Source organism: Bradyrhizobium sp. I71 (genome assembly GCF_022354745.1).
In the GTDB taxonomy this organism is placed as follows: Bacteria; Pseudomonadota; Alphaproteobacteria; order Rhizobiales; family Xanthobacteraceae; genus Bradyrhizobium; species Bradyrhizobium liaoningense.
The window spans coordinates 3,442,450-3,459,062 of sequence record NZ_CP059398.1; the positions used below are offsets into that span (position 1 = coordinate 3,442,450).

15 protein-coding genes are annotated in these 16,613 nt (G+C 67.4%); 12 read left to right on the forward strand and 3 right to left on the reverse strand.

Going from position 1 to position 16,613, the window contains the following annotated elements; all coding sequences use genetic code 11:
• Positions 1–7 precede the first annotated feature (7 nt).
• Complete coding sequence (gene hemW / locus FJV43_RS16705) at positions 8–1,192, forward strand: radical SAM family heme chaperone HemW (protein ID WP_239629442.1); 1,185 nt, start codon at positions 8–10, stop codon at positions 1,190–1,192.
• Between the two features lie 118 nt (positions 1,193–1,310).
• On the opposite strand, the gene FJV43_RS16710 is transcribed toward hemW, so the two are convergent.
• The gene (locus tag FJV43_RS16710; RefSeq protein ID WP_239628603.1) at positions 1,311–2,543 is read right to left on the reverse strand and encodes a penicillin-binding protein activator; all 1,233 of its coding nucleotides are present in this window, start codon (positions 2,541–2,543) and stop codon (positions 1,311–1,313) included.
• Between the two features lie 351 nt (positions 2,544–2,894).
• Between FJV43_RS16710 and rsmI the strand changes: the two genes are divergently transcribed.
• The 7 genes from rsmI to FJV43_RS16745 all read left to right on the forward strand — a co-directional run bounded on the left by rsmI (position 2,895) and on the right by FJV43_RS16745 (position 9,971).
• Positions 2,895–3,845 carry a 16S rRNA (cytidine(1402)-2'-O)-methyltransferase gene (gene rsmI / locus FJV43_RS16715; RefSeq protein WP_239628604.1) on the forward strand — a complete coding sequence of 317 codons (951 nt, stop codon included), beginning with the start codon at positions 2,895–2,897 and terminating at the stop codon, positions 3,843–3,845.
• A complete protein-coding gene (locus FJV43_RS16720) occupies positions 3,832–4,233 on the forward strand; it encodes a YraN family protein (RefSeq protein ID WP_028178952.1) in 402 nt (133 codons plus the stop codon). Before rsmI ends, FJV43_RS16720 begins: the two co-directional genes overlap by 14 nt.
• A 10-nt stretch (positions 4,234–4,243) precedes the next feature.
• The gene (gene gshB, locus FJV43_RS16725; RefSeq protein WP_239628606.1) at positions 4,244–5,188 is read left to right on the forward strand and encodes a glutathione synthase; all 945 of its coding nucleotides are present in this window, start codon (positions 4,244–4,246) and stop codon (positions 5,186–5,188) included.
• Positions 5,189–5,550: 362 nt separating this feature from the next.
• Positions 5,551–6,369: a Flp pilus assembly protein CpaB gene (cpaB, locus tag FJV43_RS16730; protein WP_239628608.1), complete on the forward strand. Its 819-nt coding sequence runs from the start codon at positions 5,551–5,553 to the stop codon at positions 6,367–6,369.
• Between the two features lie 10 nt (positions 6,370–6,379).
• Positions 6,380–7,897 carry a type II and III secretion system protein family protein gene (locus FJV43_RS16735; RefSeq protein ID WP_239628609.1) on the forward strand — a complete coding sequence of 506 codons (1,518 nt, stop codon included), beginning with the start codon at positions 6,380–6,382 and terminating at the stop codon, positions 7,895–7,897.
• A gap of 56 nt (positions 7,898–7,953) precedes the next feature.
• Entirely contained in the window at positions 7,954–8,685 is a 732-nt protein-coding gene (locus FJV43_RS16740; protein WP_239628611.1) for a CpaD family pilus assembly protein, read from the forward strand.
• Positions 8,682–9,971, forward strand: a complete 1,290-nt coding sequence (locus FJV43_RS16745; RefSeq protein ID WP_239628613.1) for an AAA family ATPase — start codon at positions 8,682–8,684, stop codon at positions 9,969–9,971. The genes FJV43_RS16740 and FJV43_RS16745 overlap by 4 nt, the downstream gene beginning before the upstream one ends.
• A 34-nt stretch (positions 9,972–10,005) precedes the next feature.
• Here FJV43_RS16745 and FJV43_RS16750 read toward each other — a convergent pair whose 3' ends face one another.
• Together FJV43_RS16750 and FJV43_RS16755 are read right to left on the reverse strand one after the other, a co-directional pair.
• Positions 10,006–10,776 (reverse strand): tetratricopeptide repeat protein, encoded by a 771-nt coding sequence (locus FJV43_RS16750; protein WP_239628615.1) that lies wholly within the window; start codon positions 10,774–10,776, stop codon positions 10,006–10,008.
• Between the two features lie 79 nt (positions 10,777–10,855).
• Positions 10,856–11,101: a PilZ domain-containing protein gene (locus FJV43_RS16755; protein WP_018644993.1), complete on the reverse strand. Its 246-nt coding sequence runs from the start codon at positions 11,099–11,101 to the stop codon at positions 10,856–10,858.
• A gap of 229 nt (positions 11,102–11,330) precedes the next feature.
• Here FJV43_RS16755 and FJV43_RS16760 point away from each other — a divergent pair, with 229 nt between their 5' ends.
• The 4 genes from FJV43_RS16760 to FJV43_RS16775 all read left to right on the forward strand — a co-directional run bounded on the left by FJV43_RS16760 (position 11,331) and on the right by FJV43_RS16775 (position 16,526).
• Complete coding sequence (locus tag FJV43_RS16760; protein ID WP_239628617.1) at positions 11,331–12,869, forward strand: YifB family Mg chelatase-like AAA ATPase; 1,539 nt, start codon at positions 11,331–11,333, stop codon at positions 12,867–12,869.
• A 109-nt stretch (positions 12,870–12,978) separates the two neighbouring features.
• On the forward strand, positions 12,979–13,446 hold the full coding sequence (locus tag FJV43_RS16765) for a hypothetical protein (protein WP_239628618.1): 468 nt from the start codon (positions 12,979–12,981) through the stop codon (positions 13,444–13,446).
• A 126-nt stretch (positions 13,447–13,572) separates the two neighbouring features.
• The gene (locus FJV43_RS16770; protein ID WP_239628620.1) at positions 13,573–15,834 is read left to right on the forward strand and encodes an ATP-binding protein; all 2,262 of its coding nucleotides are present in this window, start codon (positions 13,573–13,575) and stop codon (positions 15,832–15,834) included.
• A 62-nt stretch (positions 15,835–15,896) separates the two neighbouring features.
• The gene (locus tag FJV43_RS16775; RefSeq protein ID WP_239628622.1) at positions 15,897–16,526 is read left to right on the forward strand and encodes a histidine phosphatase family protein; all 630 of its coding nucleotides are present in this window, start codon (positions 15,897–15,899) and stop codon (positions 16,524–16,526) included.
• Positions 16,527–16,613 lie beyond the last annotated feature (87 nt).

Consider the following 16,613-nt stretch of genomic DNA (forward strand, 5'->3'; position numbering starts at 1 on the left):
GAGCGAAGTGGATACCGGTTCGCGCCAGGAAAACGCGTCAAAACAAGAATCTAAAGCCTTTGGCGTCTACGTGCACTGGCCGTTCTGCCTGTCGAAGTGTCCCTATTGCGACTTCAACAGCCACGTTCGCCACGCCGCGATCGACGAGGCGCGCTTCGCTTCCGCCTTTGCGCGCGAGATCGCAACCACCGCAGAGCGTGCGCCGGGCCGCGAGGTCACCTCGATCTTCCTCGGTGGCGGCACGCCGTCCCTGATGCAGCCCGCAACGGTCGGCGCCGTGCTCGATGCGATCGGCAAGCACTGGACCGTCGCAGGCGACGTCGAGGTCACGCTGGAAGCGAACCCGACCAGCGTCGAGGCCACGCGCTTCGCCGGCTATCGCACCGCCGGCGTCAACCGCGTCTCGCTCGGCGTGCAGGCGCTCGACGATGCCTCGCTGAAGGCGCTCGGCCGCATGCACAGCGCGCGCGAGGCGCTCGATGCGGTCGCCATCGCGCGCCGCTCGTTCGACCGCTATTCGTTCGACCTGATCTACGCCCGCCCCGACCAGACGCCGGCGATGTGGGCCGACGAACTGCGTCTGGCAATCGATGAAGCGGCCGAGCATCTGTCGCTCTATCAATTGACGATCGAGGAAGGCACGCCGTTCTTCGGCCTGCACCAGGCCGGCAAATTGAAGACGCCGGATGAAGCGGTCGCGCGCGCGCTCTATGACGTCACGCAGGAGACCTGCGACAGGCTGGGTCTGCCCGCCTACGAGATCTCAAATCACGCCCGGCGCGGCGCCGAGTGCCGGCACAATCTGGTGTACTGGCGCGGCGAGGAATATGCCGGCATCGGCCCCGGCGCGCACGGCCGCCTCGACATCGACGGCGTGCGCCACGCCACCGCCACGGAGAAGCGTCCCGAGGCCTGGCTGTTGCGCGTCGAGACCAACGGCCATGGCGTCGTCACCGACGAGCGCCTCAACAGCGAAGAGCGCGCCGACGAATTCCTGCTGATGGGACTGCGCCTTGCCGAGGGCATCGACCCCGAGCGCTACACCGCCCTCTCCGGCCGCCCGCTCGACCCCCGCCGCATCGCGCTGCTGCGCGAGGAAGGCGCGATCACGGTGGATCCGACGGGCCGGCTGCGCGTGACCAGCAGCGGTTTTCCGGTGCTGGATGCGGTGGTCGCGGATCTGGCGGCGTAGCGAGCTGCCGTAGGATGGGCAAAGCGGAGCGTGCCCACGCAACTGCACGCGATTAGCTGGGATGGTGGGCACGGCGCGAGTGCGCCTTTGCCCCACCCTGCGGCAGCGTCGTCCGGAGCTACGCCCCAAAGCTCTTCGGCGAGCCTGCGACCGCAACGCCGCCACCCTGCGTCACCTTCATCACTGCGAGCCCGCGCTCGTTGGTGCCGTCTGCGCGGAAGCGGAACAGGCCGTCGATGCCGGCGAAGCCCGAAGGGTTGGTGAGCACGTCCGGCGAGAAGCGGGTGGGACCTTGCGTGCGCGCCAGTGCGGCGACGAGGGCGACGGCGTCGTAGGCCAATGTCGCGGTGCGCACCGGCTCGCCGCCATATTTGGTGCGATAGCGGCCCGAGAAGGCGCGGAAGCCGGCCGGGTCGGGCGCGGCGTAGAGGCCGCCCTGGAGCGCGGCGCTGGCATAGACGCGCGGATTGTCCCACAGGCCGGTGCCGAGCAGCTGGATGTTGCGCAGATTCGCGCCTGCGGCCGTCATCGCATCCGCCACCGACACCACGGCATCGCCGTCGTCGGCAATGAACAGCGCATCGGCGCTGCCGAGCTGCTGCGCGACGGTGCGCGCCGGCGTGGCGCGATCGGCACCGTATTTCTCGAAGGCGACGATCCGCCCGCCCCGCCGCGGCACCGCCGCCTTCACCGCCGCTTCGACGACATTGCCATAGGCATTGTCGGGCACCAGCACGGCAACGGAGCGCTTTCCGATGCTGGCGGAATATTCGACGATGCGGTTGACGTCGGACTCCGGCAGGAACGAGAGCAGATAGACGCCGCGGCCGGCGATGCTGGAATCGGTCGAGAACGCGATGACGGAAATGCCGCGCGTGCGCGCGACCTGCGCCACCGCCGGCACAGACTGCGCGAACAGCGGCCCGAGGATGATCTCGGCGCCTTCGTCGACCGCCTGCTGCGCGCCGGCTTGCGCGCCTTGCGGGCTGCCATTGTCGTCCTTGATCAGGAGCTGGATGTTCGGGTTCTGGAACTCGGCCAGCGCCATCTCGGCGGCGTTGCGCATGGATTGCGCGGCGAGGCCGGCATTGCCGGCGGCGGAGAGCGGCAGAATCACGGCGACCTTCACGCCGCCGGTGCCGGCGGTCGTCGCCTGTTGCGGGGGCCCTGCCGGCTGGGCCGGCGGCGCGGAGCTCGAGAACGGGTTGGAGAACTGACTGAGACTCTGCTGCACGCCGGCGCAGGCCGACAGCGCGGGCGCGCCTAGCAACAGGCCGAGCGCACTCCGGCGGGTCGCCCCCGACGTTCGGGACCCCGGAGGCAGAGACTTTGGATGACGCGGGCCCACCATGGCAGCTTCTCTTCTGACCCGCCGTCGCCGGCCGGTCACGACATTCCTTCCGCGACACAGGCCGCGGTTCAGGCATATTGTCGGCAAACAGTTAACCAAAACAAAAGGATAACAGCCGCTTAACGCGACCGCCTTCCTGTCATGGCAGCCATTCGCCGTCGCTCATCCAGCATCAAGGCGGCGTTTCCGTCGTGAATATGGCGCGAAGGCCCCTCATTCCCTCTCGAGGTGATCCTGGCCGATCACATTCCCGTCCGTTCCTCGCCCCCTCACCTGGGCACGATCCTGGGCACGATCTTTTTCGACCAGCCGGTTCCCAGCCCTGCGGATCGTGCCTAAGTTGGCTTCATTATGCGCGCAAAGCCGGCCCCGATAAATACGCCTGAAGCTCAAGACCCCGCCTCGCGCGGTTTCTCCATCGATGCCCATCGGCTTGCGGCGCCGAAGGCCGCGCCGGGTCTCTATCTGGTCGCGACACCCATCGGCAATCTCGGCGACATCACCCTGCGGGCGCTTCAGACGCTCGCCGGCGTCGATGTCATCGCCTGCGAGGACACCCGCATCACGCGCCGCCTGACCGAGCGCTATGCGATCGCAGCGACGCTCAAGCAGTATCACGAGCACAATGCGGAAGCGGCGCGTCCGAAGATTCTGGAGGCGCTGGCGCAAGGCCGCTCGGTCGCGCTGGTGTCGGACGCCGGTACGCCCCTGATCTCCGATCCCGGCTTCAAGCTGGTGCGCGAGGTCTGCGCCGCGGGCCATCCGGTGCACGCGCTGCCCGGCCCGTCCTCGGTGCTGGCAGCGCTGTCGGTCGCCGCGCTGCCGACCGACCGCTTCTTCTTCGAGGGTTTCCTGCCGGCGAAATCCGCCGCGCGCCGCGCACGGCTGGCCGAGCTTGCGCGCATCGACGCGACGCTGGTGATGTTCGAATCGGGCAACCGGATGCAGGCCACCTTGGACGATCTCGCGGAGATCATGGGCGAACGCGAGGCCGCGGTCTGCCGCGAGCTGACGAAGTTGCACGAGGAGATCAGGCGTGCGCCGCTCGCCGAGTTCGCGCGGCAAGCCGATGCGCCGGAGACGCGCGGCGAGTTCGTTCTGGTGATCGGCCCGCCCGCAGCGGACGCCGATGTGCTGGCATCGGATGCGCTCGACGGGCTCTTGCGCGAGCAGCTTGCCGCAAACAGCGTCAAGGATGCCGTGGCGCATGCGGTCGCATTGTCGGGCCGGCCGCGCCGCGAGGTCTATGCCCGCGCGCTCGCACTCGCAAAGGATCTTCGGGGCGGCGATGGCGAAGACTGAGATCCCCAGGGAACCGAAGGTCGCCTCGCCCGAGCGCGTCGCCGCGTTCCGCACCGGCATTTCCGCGGAGAGCCGCGCCGCGGCCTATCTGATGGCCAAGGGCTACCGCATCCTCGCCAAGCGCTATCGCACCCCGCATGGCGAGATCGACATCGTGGCGCGCCGCCGCAACCTGATCGCTTTCGTGGAGGTCAAGGCGCGGGCGAGCCTCGATGACGCCGCTTTCGCCGTGACGCCGCGCCAGCAGCAGCGCATCATCGACGCCGCGCAAGGCTGGCTCGTAGCGCATCCCGAGCATGCCGAATTCGAATTGCGATTCGACGCGATGCTGATTGCGCCGCGCTCGCTTCCGCGCCATGTGTTGGCGGCATTCGACGCCTCGACCTGAAAGGCAGATCATGAAACTCAATGTCGCCGTCCAGATGGATCCAATCGCCCGTATCAACATCAAGGGCGATTCCACCTTTGCGCTGCTTCTGGAAGCGCAGAAGCGCGGCCATGGCCTGTCCTATTACACGCCCGACAAGCTCTCGATGGTCGGTGGAGAGCTGGTCGCGCCGGTTCAGCTCCTGACGGTGCGCGACGAGCCCGGCGACCACTTCACCCTGGGCGAGCCCAGGCGCGAAGCGCTGAACGGCTTTGACGTGGTGCTGCTCCGCCAGGACCCGCCGTTCGACCTCGCCTACATCACCTCGACACATTTCCTGGAGCGCATCCATCCGAAGACGCTGGTCGTCAACGATCCCGCCTCCGTGCGCAACGCGCCGGAGAAGCTGTTCGTGATGAATTTTCCGCAGCTGATGCCGCCGACGCTGATCTCGCGCGACCTCGATGAGATCAACGCGTTTCGCGACAAGCACGGCGCCGTCGTCATGAAGCCGCTGCACGGCCATGGCGGCGCGGCGGTGTTCCGCGTGATGCCGCAGGACATGAATTTCGGCTCGCTGTTCGACATGTTCTCGGTGACGTTCAGGGAGCCCTGGGTGATCCAGCAGTTCATTCCCGAGGTGAAGCACGGCGACAAGCGCATCATCCTGGTCGACGGCGAGTTCGCCGGCGCGGTGAACCGCGTGCCGGCCGCCGACGACCTCCGCTCCAACATGGTGCGCGGCGGCGCGGCCCAGGAGACCGAGCTCACCCCGCGCGAGCGCGAGATCTGCGCCACCGTCGGCCCGGCGCTGCGCCAGCGCGGCCTCCTGTTCGTCGGCATCGACGTCATCAACGGCAACCTCACCGAGATCAACGTCACCTCGCCGACCGGCATCCGCGCGATTGCACGGCTCGGCGGCCCTGACGTTGCGGCGAGGATCTGGGACGTGATCGAGCAGAAGCGGAAGAAATAGCGCCGGCGACACCGGCCTCATTCCATCACCGTCGTCCTGAGCTGCTCGTCCTGCACGGCAGGACGAGCGCCGGCGTCGCGGCGCACATTGCGATGGCGCCCGACGTCGAGCCTCTCCCGTCACTAACCACCCGTTCACCATGACGCCCACGCGCCGCATTCGATCGCGTGCGCCGGTCTGCGTGAAACTACGGAGCCGCTGGCCGATCGAATAACGCCGCGTTCACCATCCGCCGAAAACCAGCATCGCGGCCGGCCATCGCATTCGGCCTCGCAACACCCCTTATACTTTTGCTCCCTACTCATCGACGCGGGGGAACACGCCACGTGCAGTTCGAGTGCCCCGCGTAAGAGTAGAGGCGCATGAACACCGCACGCATTGTCGTTCTCGTCATCGCACTGGGCGCCGGCGGCGTCGCTGCGTATCTGGCGAGCAGCTTCGACAACAATCCCGCGCCTGCCCTTCCCGTCGCCGAGAAGCTGCCGACGGTCGAGGTGCTCGTCGCGAAGAACGATATCCAGCTCGGCCAGGCCGTGAAGCCAGACGACCTGCAATGGCAGGCCTGGCCGGCCGCGACCGCGAGCAGCGCCTTCATCCGCCGCGACGGCAGGCCCGACGCGCAGACCCAGATCGCCGGCTCGATCGCACGCGTGCCGTTGATGCAGGGCGAGCCGATCCGCGAGCAGAAGCTGGTCAGGGCCGAAGGCTCCGGCTTCATGGCCGCGATCCTGCCGTCCGGGATGCGCGCCGTCTCCACGGAGATTTCAGCCGAAACGGGCGCCGGCGGCTTCATCCTTCCGAACGACCGCGTCGACATCATCCTGACCCGCCGCCTGAAGAATCCCGACGGCAACAGCGATGGCCCGACCGGCGGCAACGACCTTATCCTGTCCGAGGTCATTCTCGCCAACATCCGCGTGCTCGCGATCGACCAGGCGCCGAAGGAAAAGGACGGCCAGAATGCCGTGCTCGGCAAGACCGTCACGCTCGAGCTCAGGCCCGACCAGGTCGCAACGCTCTCGGCCGCACGCCAGGGCGGCACGCTGACGCTCGCGCTGCGCAGCATCGTCGATGCCAACGCATTCGAGGGCACGCCCGAGGACCAGGCGGTCAAGCGCCCGGGCGGCGTGAACGTGATCCGTTACGGCGTGCAGGCACGACAACTGACGTCACAGAAGTGATGGGGATAGCATGAGTTACCGGGGTGATCGGACGAGCCTGCGCATTCGGGGGAAGCGCGCGCGCTCGATCCTGGCGGGGACGATGTTGATGCTGGGGCTGCTCGCAGCCTCCGACGCCGTCAGCGCTGCGGATGCGCCAGTCGGCGACCAGGCGCCGATGCAAGCGCCCGACCTCGGCGTGTCGCCGGTCTCGACGGTCGCAGCGGCGAGGACGCGATTCCTGTCGCTCGGCGTCGGCAAGTCCGTCGTCATCGACCTGCCGCGCGAGGTCAAGGACGTGCTCGTGGCCGACCCCAAGATCGCCAACGCGGTGATCCGCTCGGCGCAGCGCGCCTATATCATCGGCGGCCAGGTCGGCCAGACCAACGTCGTGTTCTTCACCGCCGACGGCCAGCAGGTCGCCTCCTACGACATCGCCGTGAAGCGTGATCTCAACGGCATGCGCGCGGCGCTGCGCCAGTCCTTGCCGGGCGTACAGGTCGAAGGCGTCGGCGACAGCGTGATGCTGACCGGCTCGGTCTCGAGCCCGGTCGAGGCTCAGCAAGCCGGTGACGTCGCCGCAAAGCTCGTCGGCGGCGCCGAGAAGGTCGTCAACAACATCGTCGTGCGCGGCCGCGACCAGGTGATGCTCAAGGTCGTGGTCGGCGAAGTGCGCCGCGACATCGTCAAGCAGCTGGGCGTCGATCTCAGCGCCAGCCTGAACGCCGGCACCGCGGTGGTGAATTTCAACAATTCCAACCCGTTCTCGGTCTCCGGCGGCCCGCTCGTCAGCAGCAACGGGCTCGGTGTCACCGGGCTCGCAAAAGGCGTGGCCACGGTCAACGCCACGATGCGCGCGATGGAAAGCGCCGGCGTGATGCGGACGCTGGCCGAGCCCAGCCTGACGGCGATCTCCGGCGAGTCCGCCACCTTCATTGCCGGCGGCGAATTCCCGATCCCTGCGGGCTATTCCTGCGATCCGGTCACCCATGTCTGTACCACCCAGATCACCTACAAGAAGTTCGGCATCTCCCTGAACTTCACGCCGGTCGTGCTCAGCGAGGGACGTATCAGCCTGCGCGTGATGACCGAAGTCTCGGAGCTGTCGAGTCAGAACGCCATCTCCGTGACGCAGGCGGTGTCCGCGGGCCAGACCAGCTCGATCACCATCCCGTCGATCCAGACCCGCCGCGCCGAGACCACGCTGGAAATTCCCTCGGGCGGCTCGATGGCGATGGCCGGCCTGATCCAGCAGCAGACCAAGCAGGCGATCAACGGCCTGCCCGGCGTCGACCAGCTGCCGATCATCGGCGCGCTGTTCCGCAGCCAGGACTTCGTCAACAACGAGACCGAGCTGATGGTGATCGTGACGCCCTACGTGGTGCGCGCGGTCGCCCAGAAGGAATTGTCGCGGCCCGACGACGGCTTCGCGCCGGCCTCGGATGCGCAGACGGCGCTGCTCGGCCGCATGAACCGCCTCTACGGCATCGCGCGCCGCGTCGATCCGATCAGCGGCACGCCGGGTGATTTCGGCTTCATCATCGACTGAGACGAACGCGCGGCGTGGGGACCGGGGCAGGAATTGGGGCAGGAGGGGATGAGGCGATGACGAAGACGACAGCCGATCGACGTCGCAATCTGGGCGTGGTGCTGGCACTGGCGGGGATCTCCGTCATGCTCGGCGCCTGCAACACCACCGAGATCGTCACCCAGACGGTGCCGACCGACTATCGCCAGCGCCACCCGATCGCGGTGCAGGAAGGCAAGAAGTCGATTGTGATTTTTGTCGGCAAGGCGCGAGGCGGCCTCTCAGCCGCACAGCATTCGGATGTCGCGGGCATCGCGCGGGACTGGGTGCGCGAAGGCACCGGCTCCGTCGTCGTCGACGTGCCTGTCGACAGCGCCAATTCGCGCGCGGCTGCTGCGACCTACCAGGAAATCCGGTCCGTGCTGGCGTCGGGCGGCGTGCCGTCGCGTGCCATCGTCCAGCATCCCTACCGCCCCGAGGATCCCGGGCTGCTGCCCACCATCCGCCTGAGCTATTCGAAGATCGCGGCCGTCGCCGGCCCCTGCGGGCTGTGGCCGGAAGACGTCGGCCCCTCCATCCTCGACCCCGGCTACAATGAGAACCGGCCCTATTTCAATCTGGGCTGCGCCACCCAGCGCAATCTCGCGGCCATGATCGACAACCCGGCCGATCTCGAGCAGCCGCGCGCCGAGACACCCGCCTATACCGCACGACGCAACATCGCGTTCGAACGCTATCGCAAGGGCGCGACGACCGCGACCGCCTATCCCGAATCCGACAAGGCCAAACTCAGCGACACCGGCAGATGACAAGCTTCGACGACGAAGACGCGGACGATCCGCGGCACCCCGAGGAACACATTGCACCGGTTCCTCGCATTTCCGTGCAAGCCTTTTGCGAGACCGAGCAGACGCTCAATGCGGTGACCGCGGCGGGCCAGGATCGCCGGCTCGCCAAGGCCCACCTTACCGCCAAGGACGGTGGCCTCGCCGCGGCGATCGAGGTCTATGAATCGATGCCGACGCCGAACGTGATCGTCATCGAGTCCGACGGCACGCGCGACATCCTCGAGGGCCTGGACGACCTCGCCGGCGTCTGCGATCCCGGCACCCGTGTGGTCGTGATCGGCAATCCCAACGACACCGCGCCCTATCGCGAGCTGGTGCGCCGCGGCGTCAACGACTACGTGGTCGGCCCGGTCGAGACACTCGACGTCGTTCGCTCGATCTGCAGCCTGTTCTCGGCTTCCGAGGCCATCATCACCGGCCGCGTCATCGCCGTGGTCGGCGCCAAGGGCGGCGTCGGTGCGTCCACCGTCGCGCACAATGTGGCCTGGACCATCGCCCGAGACCTCGCGCTCGATTCCGTCGTGATCGATCTCGACCTCGCCTTCGGCACGGCGAGCCTCGACTACAACCAGGATCCGGTGCAGGGCATCGCCAATGCGGTGCTGTCGCAGGACCGGCCGGACACGGCGCTGATGGAACGCCTGCTCGCCAAATGCACCGATCGCCTCAGCCTGCTGGCGGCACCGGCTGCGCTCGACCGCGTCTATGATTTCGGTACCGAAGCCTTCGATGCGGTGTTCGACACGCTACGCATGACCACGCCCTGCATCGTGCTCGACGTTCCCCATCAATGGTCCGGCTGGACGCGGCGCGCGCTGGTCAACGCCGACGACATCGTGATCGTGGCCGAGCCCGATCTCGCGAACCTGCGCAACACCAAGAACATGCTGACCGTGCTGAAGGCGGCACGCCCCAATGATCGCCCGCCGTTGTACTGCATCAACCAGGTCGGCATGCACAAGCGCGCGGAAATCGAGGTCAAGGCGTTTGCCAAGACCATGGAGAGCCAGCCGATCGCGGTGATCCCGTTCGATTCGAAGCTGTTCTCGACCGCGGCCAATAACGGCCAGATGATCGCGGAGGTCGCCAAGACCCACCGCACCACCCTTCTGTTCCAGAACATGGCGAACCGCCTTGCCGGCCGCGGCGAGGTGAAGAAGCCGAAGCGCTCGCTGCTCGAGCCGCTCCTGAAGAAGCTGAAGGGCAGGTCGGGGCGCGGGTCGGCCCCGCATCGCAAGGCGTCGTAAAGATCGGGAATCGCAAAGATCGGAAGAGGGCGGACTATTTGTCCGCCCTTTGCTGTTTCTTCGCCAGCAACTGGCGCAGCGCCGCGACCTTGGCCGCCGCCTGATCGGGCGGCAGATCGGCCTTCACGAGTATTTCGGCTTCGGCCTCTCGGCCCTGCAATCCCAGCACGAGCGCGAGATTGGCACGAACCCGCGGATCGTTCTGATTGCGCTGATAGGCGCGGCCGAGCACCTGTTCGGCCTTCGGCAGATTGTTTTGCAGCACATAGGACAGGCCGAGATTGGACAGCACGGTCGGCTCGTTCGGCACGATCTTCAACGCCGCGGCGTAATATTGCTGCGCCTCCTCGTTGCGGCCGAGCTGATCGAGCGCCGCGCCCTGCGCCGACAAGATGCGCCAGTCCGGATCCTCAGGCGTATGCGCACGGCTGAGAACGTCGAAGGCCTGCTGGAAATTGCCGCTATCGGCGAGCGCGCGGCCGTAGCCGGCGAGCAGCGCCTTGTTGCTGGGATGGCTGAGCACGGCCTGCTCAAGCACCGCGACCGCCTGCGCGCGCTGGCCGGTCTCGCGCAGCGCCTTGCCGTAGGCGAGCGCAACGGAGGGATCGCCGGGCCTGGCGCGATAGCGCTCGCGCAATGCGTCCATGTCCGACCGGGCGTCGGCCTTGCCGGCTGTTTCCGATTTGCCGCCGAGCGCGCCGGTGACGTCCTCGAGGCCCGTCGTCTGACAGCCGCCCAGGCCGAGCACCAGGAGTGCGGGAAGCAGGAATCTCGCCGGAGGGGCGAGGGACGAACGCTTGGACATACTCTGATCACTCGGCAACTGATCAGAGATGCTGACCCATTAACGCTAAAGTCCCGTTAAGGAGGACGGCCCCTGCGGCCTAGTCCACGAATTCGGCGCCGAACTCGCAGCCGATGCGCCAGCGCAGGCGGCATTGGCGGGAATAGTCGGGCGCGAAGATGATGGTGAATTGCGGCGGCACTTCCAGGAATTCCGCCACCACTTTCACACCCCCATCCGAAATATCCGTGATCGTGCAGTCCCTCGGCAGCGAGCCCGCGCCAAAATGAATCTTGGCGAGCCGGCTGCACACCCGACGTTCGCTTCTCCGGCGATTTGCAAGCATCTTGCTACTTCACTTGTTAGATCACGGCCCATCCCGCAGCCTCAGGAGTAATGGACATTCGTTGGAATGTGCTGAGGACAGAAGCTGGCATTCGAGACGTAGTCTCCGCGTCACGTTTACGGCTGGTTAGGGCTTGCGCGGGCGTCGGCGAATGTTCCCGTATTGTTCTTGCGCTGGCGGCCGCGCTCTGCTACCCCTAATTGCGCGAAAGGGGCAGGCTGGTTCGAGCATGGTTCAGCGGGTTTCTACCGTCGCCTTCGAGGGGATCGAGGCCCGCGCGGTCGACGTGCAGGTGCAGGTCGCCCCTGGCCTGCCGGCCTTCGCCATCGTCGGCCTGCCGGACAAGGCGGTATCGGAGGCGCGCGAGCGGGTGCGCTCGGCGCTGATCGCCTCGGGGCTGGCGCTGCCGGCGCGGCGGATCATCGTCAATCTGGCACCCGCCGACCTTCCCAAGGAAGGCAGCCATTACGACCTGCCGATCGCGCTCGGGCTGATGGCGGCGATCGGCGCGATCCCGCCGGATGCGCTGACCGGCTTCACCGTTCTCGGCGAGCTCGGCCTCGACGGCTCGATCGCACCGGTGGCCGGCGTTCTTCCCGCCGCGATCGGCGCCAATGCGCGCGAGGAAGGCTTGATCTGCCCGGCGGCGTGCGGCTCCGAGGCGGCCTGGGCGAGCCCGGACATCCAGATCATCGCGGCGAGTTCGCTGATCCAGATCGCCAACCATTTCAAGGGCACCCAGGTGCTGTCGCGGCCCTCGCCGAAGGTGCACGAGGCGCCCGCCTCCACGCTCGACCTGCGCGACATCAAGGGCCAGGAAAGCGCCAAGCGCGCGCTGGAGATCGCGGCCGCCGGCGGGCATCACCTGCTGATGATCGGCGCGCCCGGCGCCGGCAAATCGATGCTGGCGGCGCGCCTGCCCTCGATCCTGCCGCCGCTGTCGCCGGGCGAGCTGCTCGAGGTCTCGATGATCGCCTCCGTCGCCGGCGAGATCGAAGGCGGCGCGCTGACGGCGCGGCGGCCGTTCCGCTCGCCGCATCATTCCGCCAGCATGGCCGCGCTCACCGGCGGCGGCATGCGTGCCAGGCCCGGCGAGATCTCGCTGGCGCATCAGGGCGTGCTGTTCCTCGACGAGCTGCCGGAATTCGATCCGCGCGTGCTGGATTCGCTGCGCCAGCCCCTGGAGAACGGCGAAGTCGCTGTATCGCGCGCCAATCACCGCGTCACCTACCCTGCCCGCTTCATGCTGGTCGCGGCGATGAATCCCTGCCGCTGCGGCAATGCGTTCGAGCCCGGCTATGCCTGCAAGCGCGGCCGCATCGACCGCTGCACCGGCGACTACCAGGCGCGCATCTCCGGTCCCCTCATGGACCGCATCGATCTGCGCATCGAGGTGCCGGCCGTGACCGCGGCGGACCTGATCCTGCCCCCGGCGGCGGAGGGATCGGCCGAGGTCGCCGCACGCGTGGCGGCGGCGCGCGACATCCAGCTCGCGCGCTATGCGGATGCCGGCCTGCCAAAGGTCCGCACCAATGCCGAGGCGCCCGCCTCGGTGCTGGAGGAGATCGCAAAGCCGGATGCGCAAGGCGCCAAGCTGCTGCGGGATGCCGCCGAGACCATGCGGCTGTCGGCGCGCGGCTATCACCGCGTGCTGCGGGTGGCGCGCACGCTGGCCGACCTCGACAACGCGGACAAGATCGGCCGGCTGCATCTGGCCGAAGCGCTGTCCTACCGCGCACTCGCGGAGGATGTGCGGCAGATGGCGTGATCGCATCGCGCATCAACCCGGCGGTAACGATTTTCCTTTGCGCTCTGCAAACCATAAGGCCCGCGCGTTTCGGTCGTGAGTTCCTGAAGGGCCCGGCGAGTAGAGTGTCATGTTGCGTTTCAAGGTCCTGGCCTCGGTTGTTCCCCTGCTGGCGGCTGCGGTGTTCGCCCGTGCCGAGATCGGATCGGTCTCGCATCCCTGCATCGCGCTCAGCGACACGACGGTCGAGCTCACATCCCTGTTCTGGACTGCCAACGTGCATATCGCCTTCACCGACGATCCCGCGCGGGCGACGGTGCGGGTCCAGATCACCGATGACGCGGACGCCGCGGACTTCACCGTGGTGGACGACGGTCTCGGCTCCGAGCCGGACTCCTGCGGGCTCACCCCCTCGACACGGCTGATCTCGATTGCGGCACAGCCCGTCGACGGCGGGCCGGTGGTCTATCTCTCCAGCGAAGGACCGGCGGATTACCGCATCTATGTGCGCTCGAAGACGTTCTCGCAGCGCGAGGCGGCGGCCCTGATCGTCGGCGCCCGCGGCGGCCACCGCCAGCTCCAGGCCGCCTCGCTCTGAGCCGTTAACATCCCGTCAACCCTGTCTGAAGGCGGGGCCCAGGCCGCAAACTGTTCGCAAGGTCGGCGCGACATCGTGGCAGCCGGCGATCACAGGTTTCAAGCAAGAGAGTCGGGTCGGGTGGCGATGGATCGGATGTTCCGGATCAAGGTGCGCATGCGCCGCTTCAAGCGGCAGCACCCCCGCATTGCCTTCGCGATCCGCTCTTTCATGATCTTCTCGGCGACCTTCGGCGGCGCCTATGGCTTCGTGTCCGGCAGCCGCTCCGAGAATTCCGCCTACGATCCCCACGCCTTTGCGATCGGCGCGAGCTTCCTGTTCGCGCTCGCCTGCCTCGGCCTTGCGACGCTGAGCATGCGCCTGCGCTTCGTCAACAGGCGGCTGCGCACGCTCGCCGCCCACAATGAGGCCTTGATCGACCGCAATTGGGAGCTGAAGGAAGCGGAAGAACGTGCCCGCAGCCTGTTCGAACAGCAGGGCGACCTCATCGTGCTGCGCGACACGGAGGGCCGCATCACTTTTGCCAACGAGGCCTATTGCGCGCTCGCAGGACAAGCGCGCGGCGCCCTTGTCGGCACGCGCTTCGATTTCGAAGTGCTGGAGCAGGGCGACAGCGCCCGCGAGAGCAACGGCACGCGCATCCACGACCAGAAGATCGCAACCCCGCTCGGCGCGCGCTGGATCGCCTGGCGCGAGGGCTATGTCCGGCTCGACGCCGGACAGCCCGCCGAACTGCAGAGCGTGGGTCGCGACGTCACCGACCGCACCGAGACCGAACGCGCGCTGTCCGATGCCCGCGACCAGGCCGATGCCGCCAACCGCGCCAAGTCGCGCTTCCTGGCGATGGCCTCGCACGAGATCCGCACGCCGCTCAACGGCATCATCGGCATGGGCGGCCTCCTGCTCGACACCAATCTGACGCCGGAGCAGGCGACCTATGCCAGGGCGGTGAAAACCTCGGGCGAAGCCTTGATGGCGCTGATCGAGGAATTGCTGGACTATTCCAAGATCGAGGCCGGCAAGCTCGACCTCGATCAACGTCCCTTCGCGCTCTCGACCCTGGTCGAGGAGATCACCGAGCTGCTCGCGCCGCGCGCGCAGGCGAAGACGCTCGAGATTGCCGCCTATGTCGATGAGCGTCTGCCGCTCGAGGTCGTCGGCGACGCCGCGCGGCTGCGCCAGGTGCTGCTCAACCTCGCCGGCAACGCCATCAAGTTCACCGCGGGCGGCGGCGTTGCGCTGATCGTCGAGCCCGGCATCTGGCCGAACGAGATCAGCTTCCTGGTCCGCGATACCGGCATCGGCATCGCCGCCGAAGCCCAGCAGCGCATCTTCCGCGAGTTCGAGCAGGCCGACCAGCGCGTTGCCCGCACCTATGGCGGCACCGGGCTCGGCCTTGCTATCAGCGAACGCATCGTCAAGCGCATGGGCGGCCGGATCACGCTCACGAGCGAGCCGGGCAGGGGCTCGACCTTCGAGGTCGCGGTGCCGCTTCCGCCGTCGCGGGCCGGCGCCGGGCAGACTGCATTTCCGAGCCCCGATCTCACCGGCAAGTCGATGCTCCTCGTCGCCGACGGCATCGAGGCCTCGCTGATCGCGCGGCGCCTCGCGCGCTGGGGCGGCCAGACCTGCCTGGTTGCGGATGCGGCGGTCGCCGAAGCACTGCTGCCGGAACGCTCATGGCACGCGGTGCTGATCGATCGTGCGATCGGCCCTGCCATTGCCGACCAACTGGGTGACGCGGCCCGCGCGCATGCCTTGCAGCGCCTCGTGCTGCTGACGTCGAGCTCGCGCCACGAGAAGCTGTCGCCGGCCTTCACCGGCTTTCTGATGAAGCCGCTGCGGGCGGCCTCGCTCGCCACACGCCTCGCCCTGACGCCGGAGGTCGCCTCGCCCGATCTCGCGCCGGAGCCGCCGGCCGCATCCACCGGTACAGCGCCGGCGAAGAGCCTGTCGATCCTCGTCGCCGAAGACAACGAGATCAACGCATTGCTGATGCGCTCGCTGCTGACCAAGCTCGGCCACCGCGTCGTCATCGCTGTCCATGGCGAGGCCGCGCTGGAATCCTGGCTCGCCGCCTCATCCGCCGGCACGCCCTACGATCTCGTGCTGATGGACATCCAGATGCCGCAGCTCGACGGCATCGAGGCGACAAAACGCATCCGCGCGCATGAGGCCGCCACGGGCGGTCAGCACACGCCGATCCTGGCGCTTACCGCCAACACGCTGGCGGAGGATCGCCATGCCTGCTTCGAGGCGGGCATGAACGGATTTCTGATCAAGCCGCTCGACCGGGAGAAGCTGGACGAGGCGCTGGCCGGGCTGGCCGCATCGCGGCATCTGGCAGTCCCGGATCACGGGAACCCGATCCCCGCCGGCAATCGCTAATTGAAATCGAGCGCGTTGCGCGTCACCATCCTCCGGGGGCATTTGCAAAAGAGGATTTGCGCATGAACGTGCTTTGCCGCCTCGCGCTTATTACCCTCCTCGCTGGAATCTCCCGACACGCCGCAGCCGATGCCCCGGACCTCATCTCGTCGCTCAAGCAAGGCGGTTACGTCCTGATCTTCCGGCACACCGCGACCGACGACAGCCAGAAGGACGTCTACCCGTTCAAGTTCGACGACATGAGCGCCCAGCGTCAGCTCAGCGACAAGGGCAGGGACATGGCGCGCCAGATCGGGGCGGCGATCAGGGAGCAGGCGATCCCGATCGGCGAGGTCTACACCAGCAGGCTGAACCGCGCGGTCGAGGCCGGCAGGCTGATCTCCGGCCGCGAGGTCAGGCCGGTCGATGCGCTCACTGACAGCAGCAATGCCAGCGCGTCGGGAATGGCAAACCCGACCGGTGCCAATGCAAAGGCCGGGCAGGCCGTGCGTCAGCTCGTCGATGCGCCGCCGACGGCAGGCACCAACACCTTCCTGGTCACCCACAAAACGAACATCGCCGATGCCTTCGGCAAGGAAGCCGGCGACGTGCAGGAGGGCGAAGCCTTCATCTACAAGGCCAACGGCTCCGGCCCTGCCACCTTCGCGGGGCGCATCAAGCTTGCGGACTGGAACGCGAAAGCAGGCAGATGAGGGGCCTGCCATCCGGCCGGGACTGCTGCCGGTGCGCAGGAAACTCCAGATCTTCTCACGTCTGATCGCGTAGCCACGTTCCGATGA

Bases quoted from the DNA above. Each gene is read 5' to 3' on its own strand.
- FJV43_RS16710 (WP_239628603.1), bottom strand. From the start codon at position 2,543: ATGGTGGGCCCGCGTCATCCAAAGTCTCTGCCTCCGGGGTCCCGAACG.
- cpaB (WP_239628608.1), top strand. From the start codon at position 5,551: ATGAACACCGCACGCATTGTCGTTCTCGTCATCGCACTGGGCGCCGGC.
- FJV43_RS16765 (WP_239628618.1), top strand. From the start codon at position 12,979: ATGTTGCGTTTCAAGGTCCTGGCCTCGGTTGTTCCCCTGCTGGCGGCT.
- FJV43_RS16720 (WP_028178952.1), top strand. From the start codon at position 3,832: ATGGCGAAGACTGAGATCCCCAGGGAACCGAAGGTCGCCTCGCCCGAG.
- FJV43_RS16735 (WP_239628609.1), top strand. From the start codon at position 6,380: ATGAGTTACCGGGGTGATCGGACGAGCCTGCGCATTCGGGGGAAGCGC.
- FJV43_RS16740 (WP_239628611.1), top strand. From the start codon at position 7,954: ATGACGAAGACGACAGCCGATCGACGTCGCAATCTGGGCGTGGTGCTG.
- rsmI (WP_239628604.1), top strand. From the start codon at position 2,895: ATGCGCGCAAAGCCGGCCCCGATAAATACGCCTGAAGCTCAAGACCCC.
- FJV43_RS16770 (WP_239628620.1), top strand. From the start codon at position 13,573: ATGGATCGGATGTTCCGGATCAAGGTGCGCATGCGCCGCTTCAAGCGG.
- FJV43_RS16755 (WP_018644993.1), bottom strand. From the start codon at position 11,101: ATGCTTGCAAATCGCCGGAGAAGCGAACGTCGGGTGTGCAGCCGGCTC.
- FJV43_RS16745 (WP_239628613.1), top strand. From the start codon at position 8,682: ATGACAAGCTTCGACGACGAAGACGCGGACGATCCGCGGCACCCCGAG.
- FJV43_RS16760 (WP_239628617.1), top strand. From the start codon at position 11,331: ATGGTTCAGCGGGTTTCTACCGTCGCCTTCGAGGGGATCGAGGCCCGC.
- gshB (WP_239628606.1), top strand. From the start codon at position 4,244: ATGAAACTCAATGTCGCCGTCCAGATGGATCCAATCGCCCGTATCAAC.
- FJV43_RS16750 (WP_239628615.1), bottom strand. From the start codon at position 10,776: ATGTCCAAGCGTTCGTCCCTCGCCCCTCCGGCGAGATTCCTGCTTCCC.
- FJV43_RS16775 (WP_239628622.1), top strand. From the start codon at position 15,897: ATGAACGTGCTTTGCCGCCTCGCGCTTATTACCCTCCTCGCTGGAATC.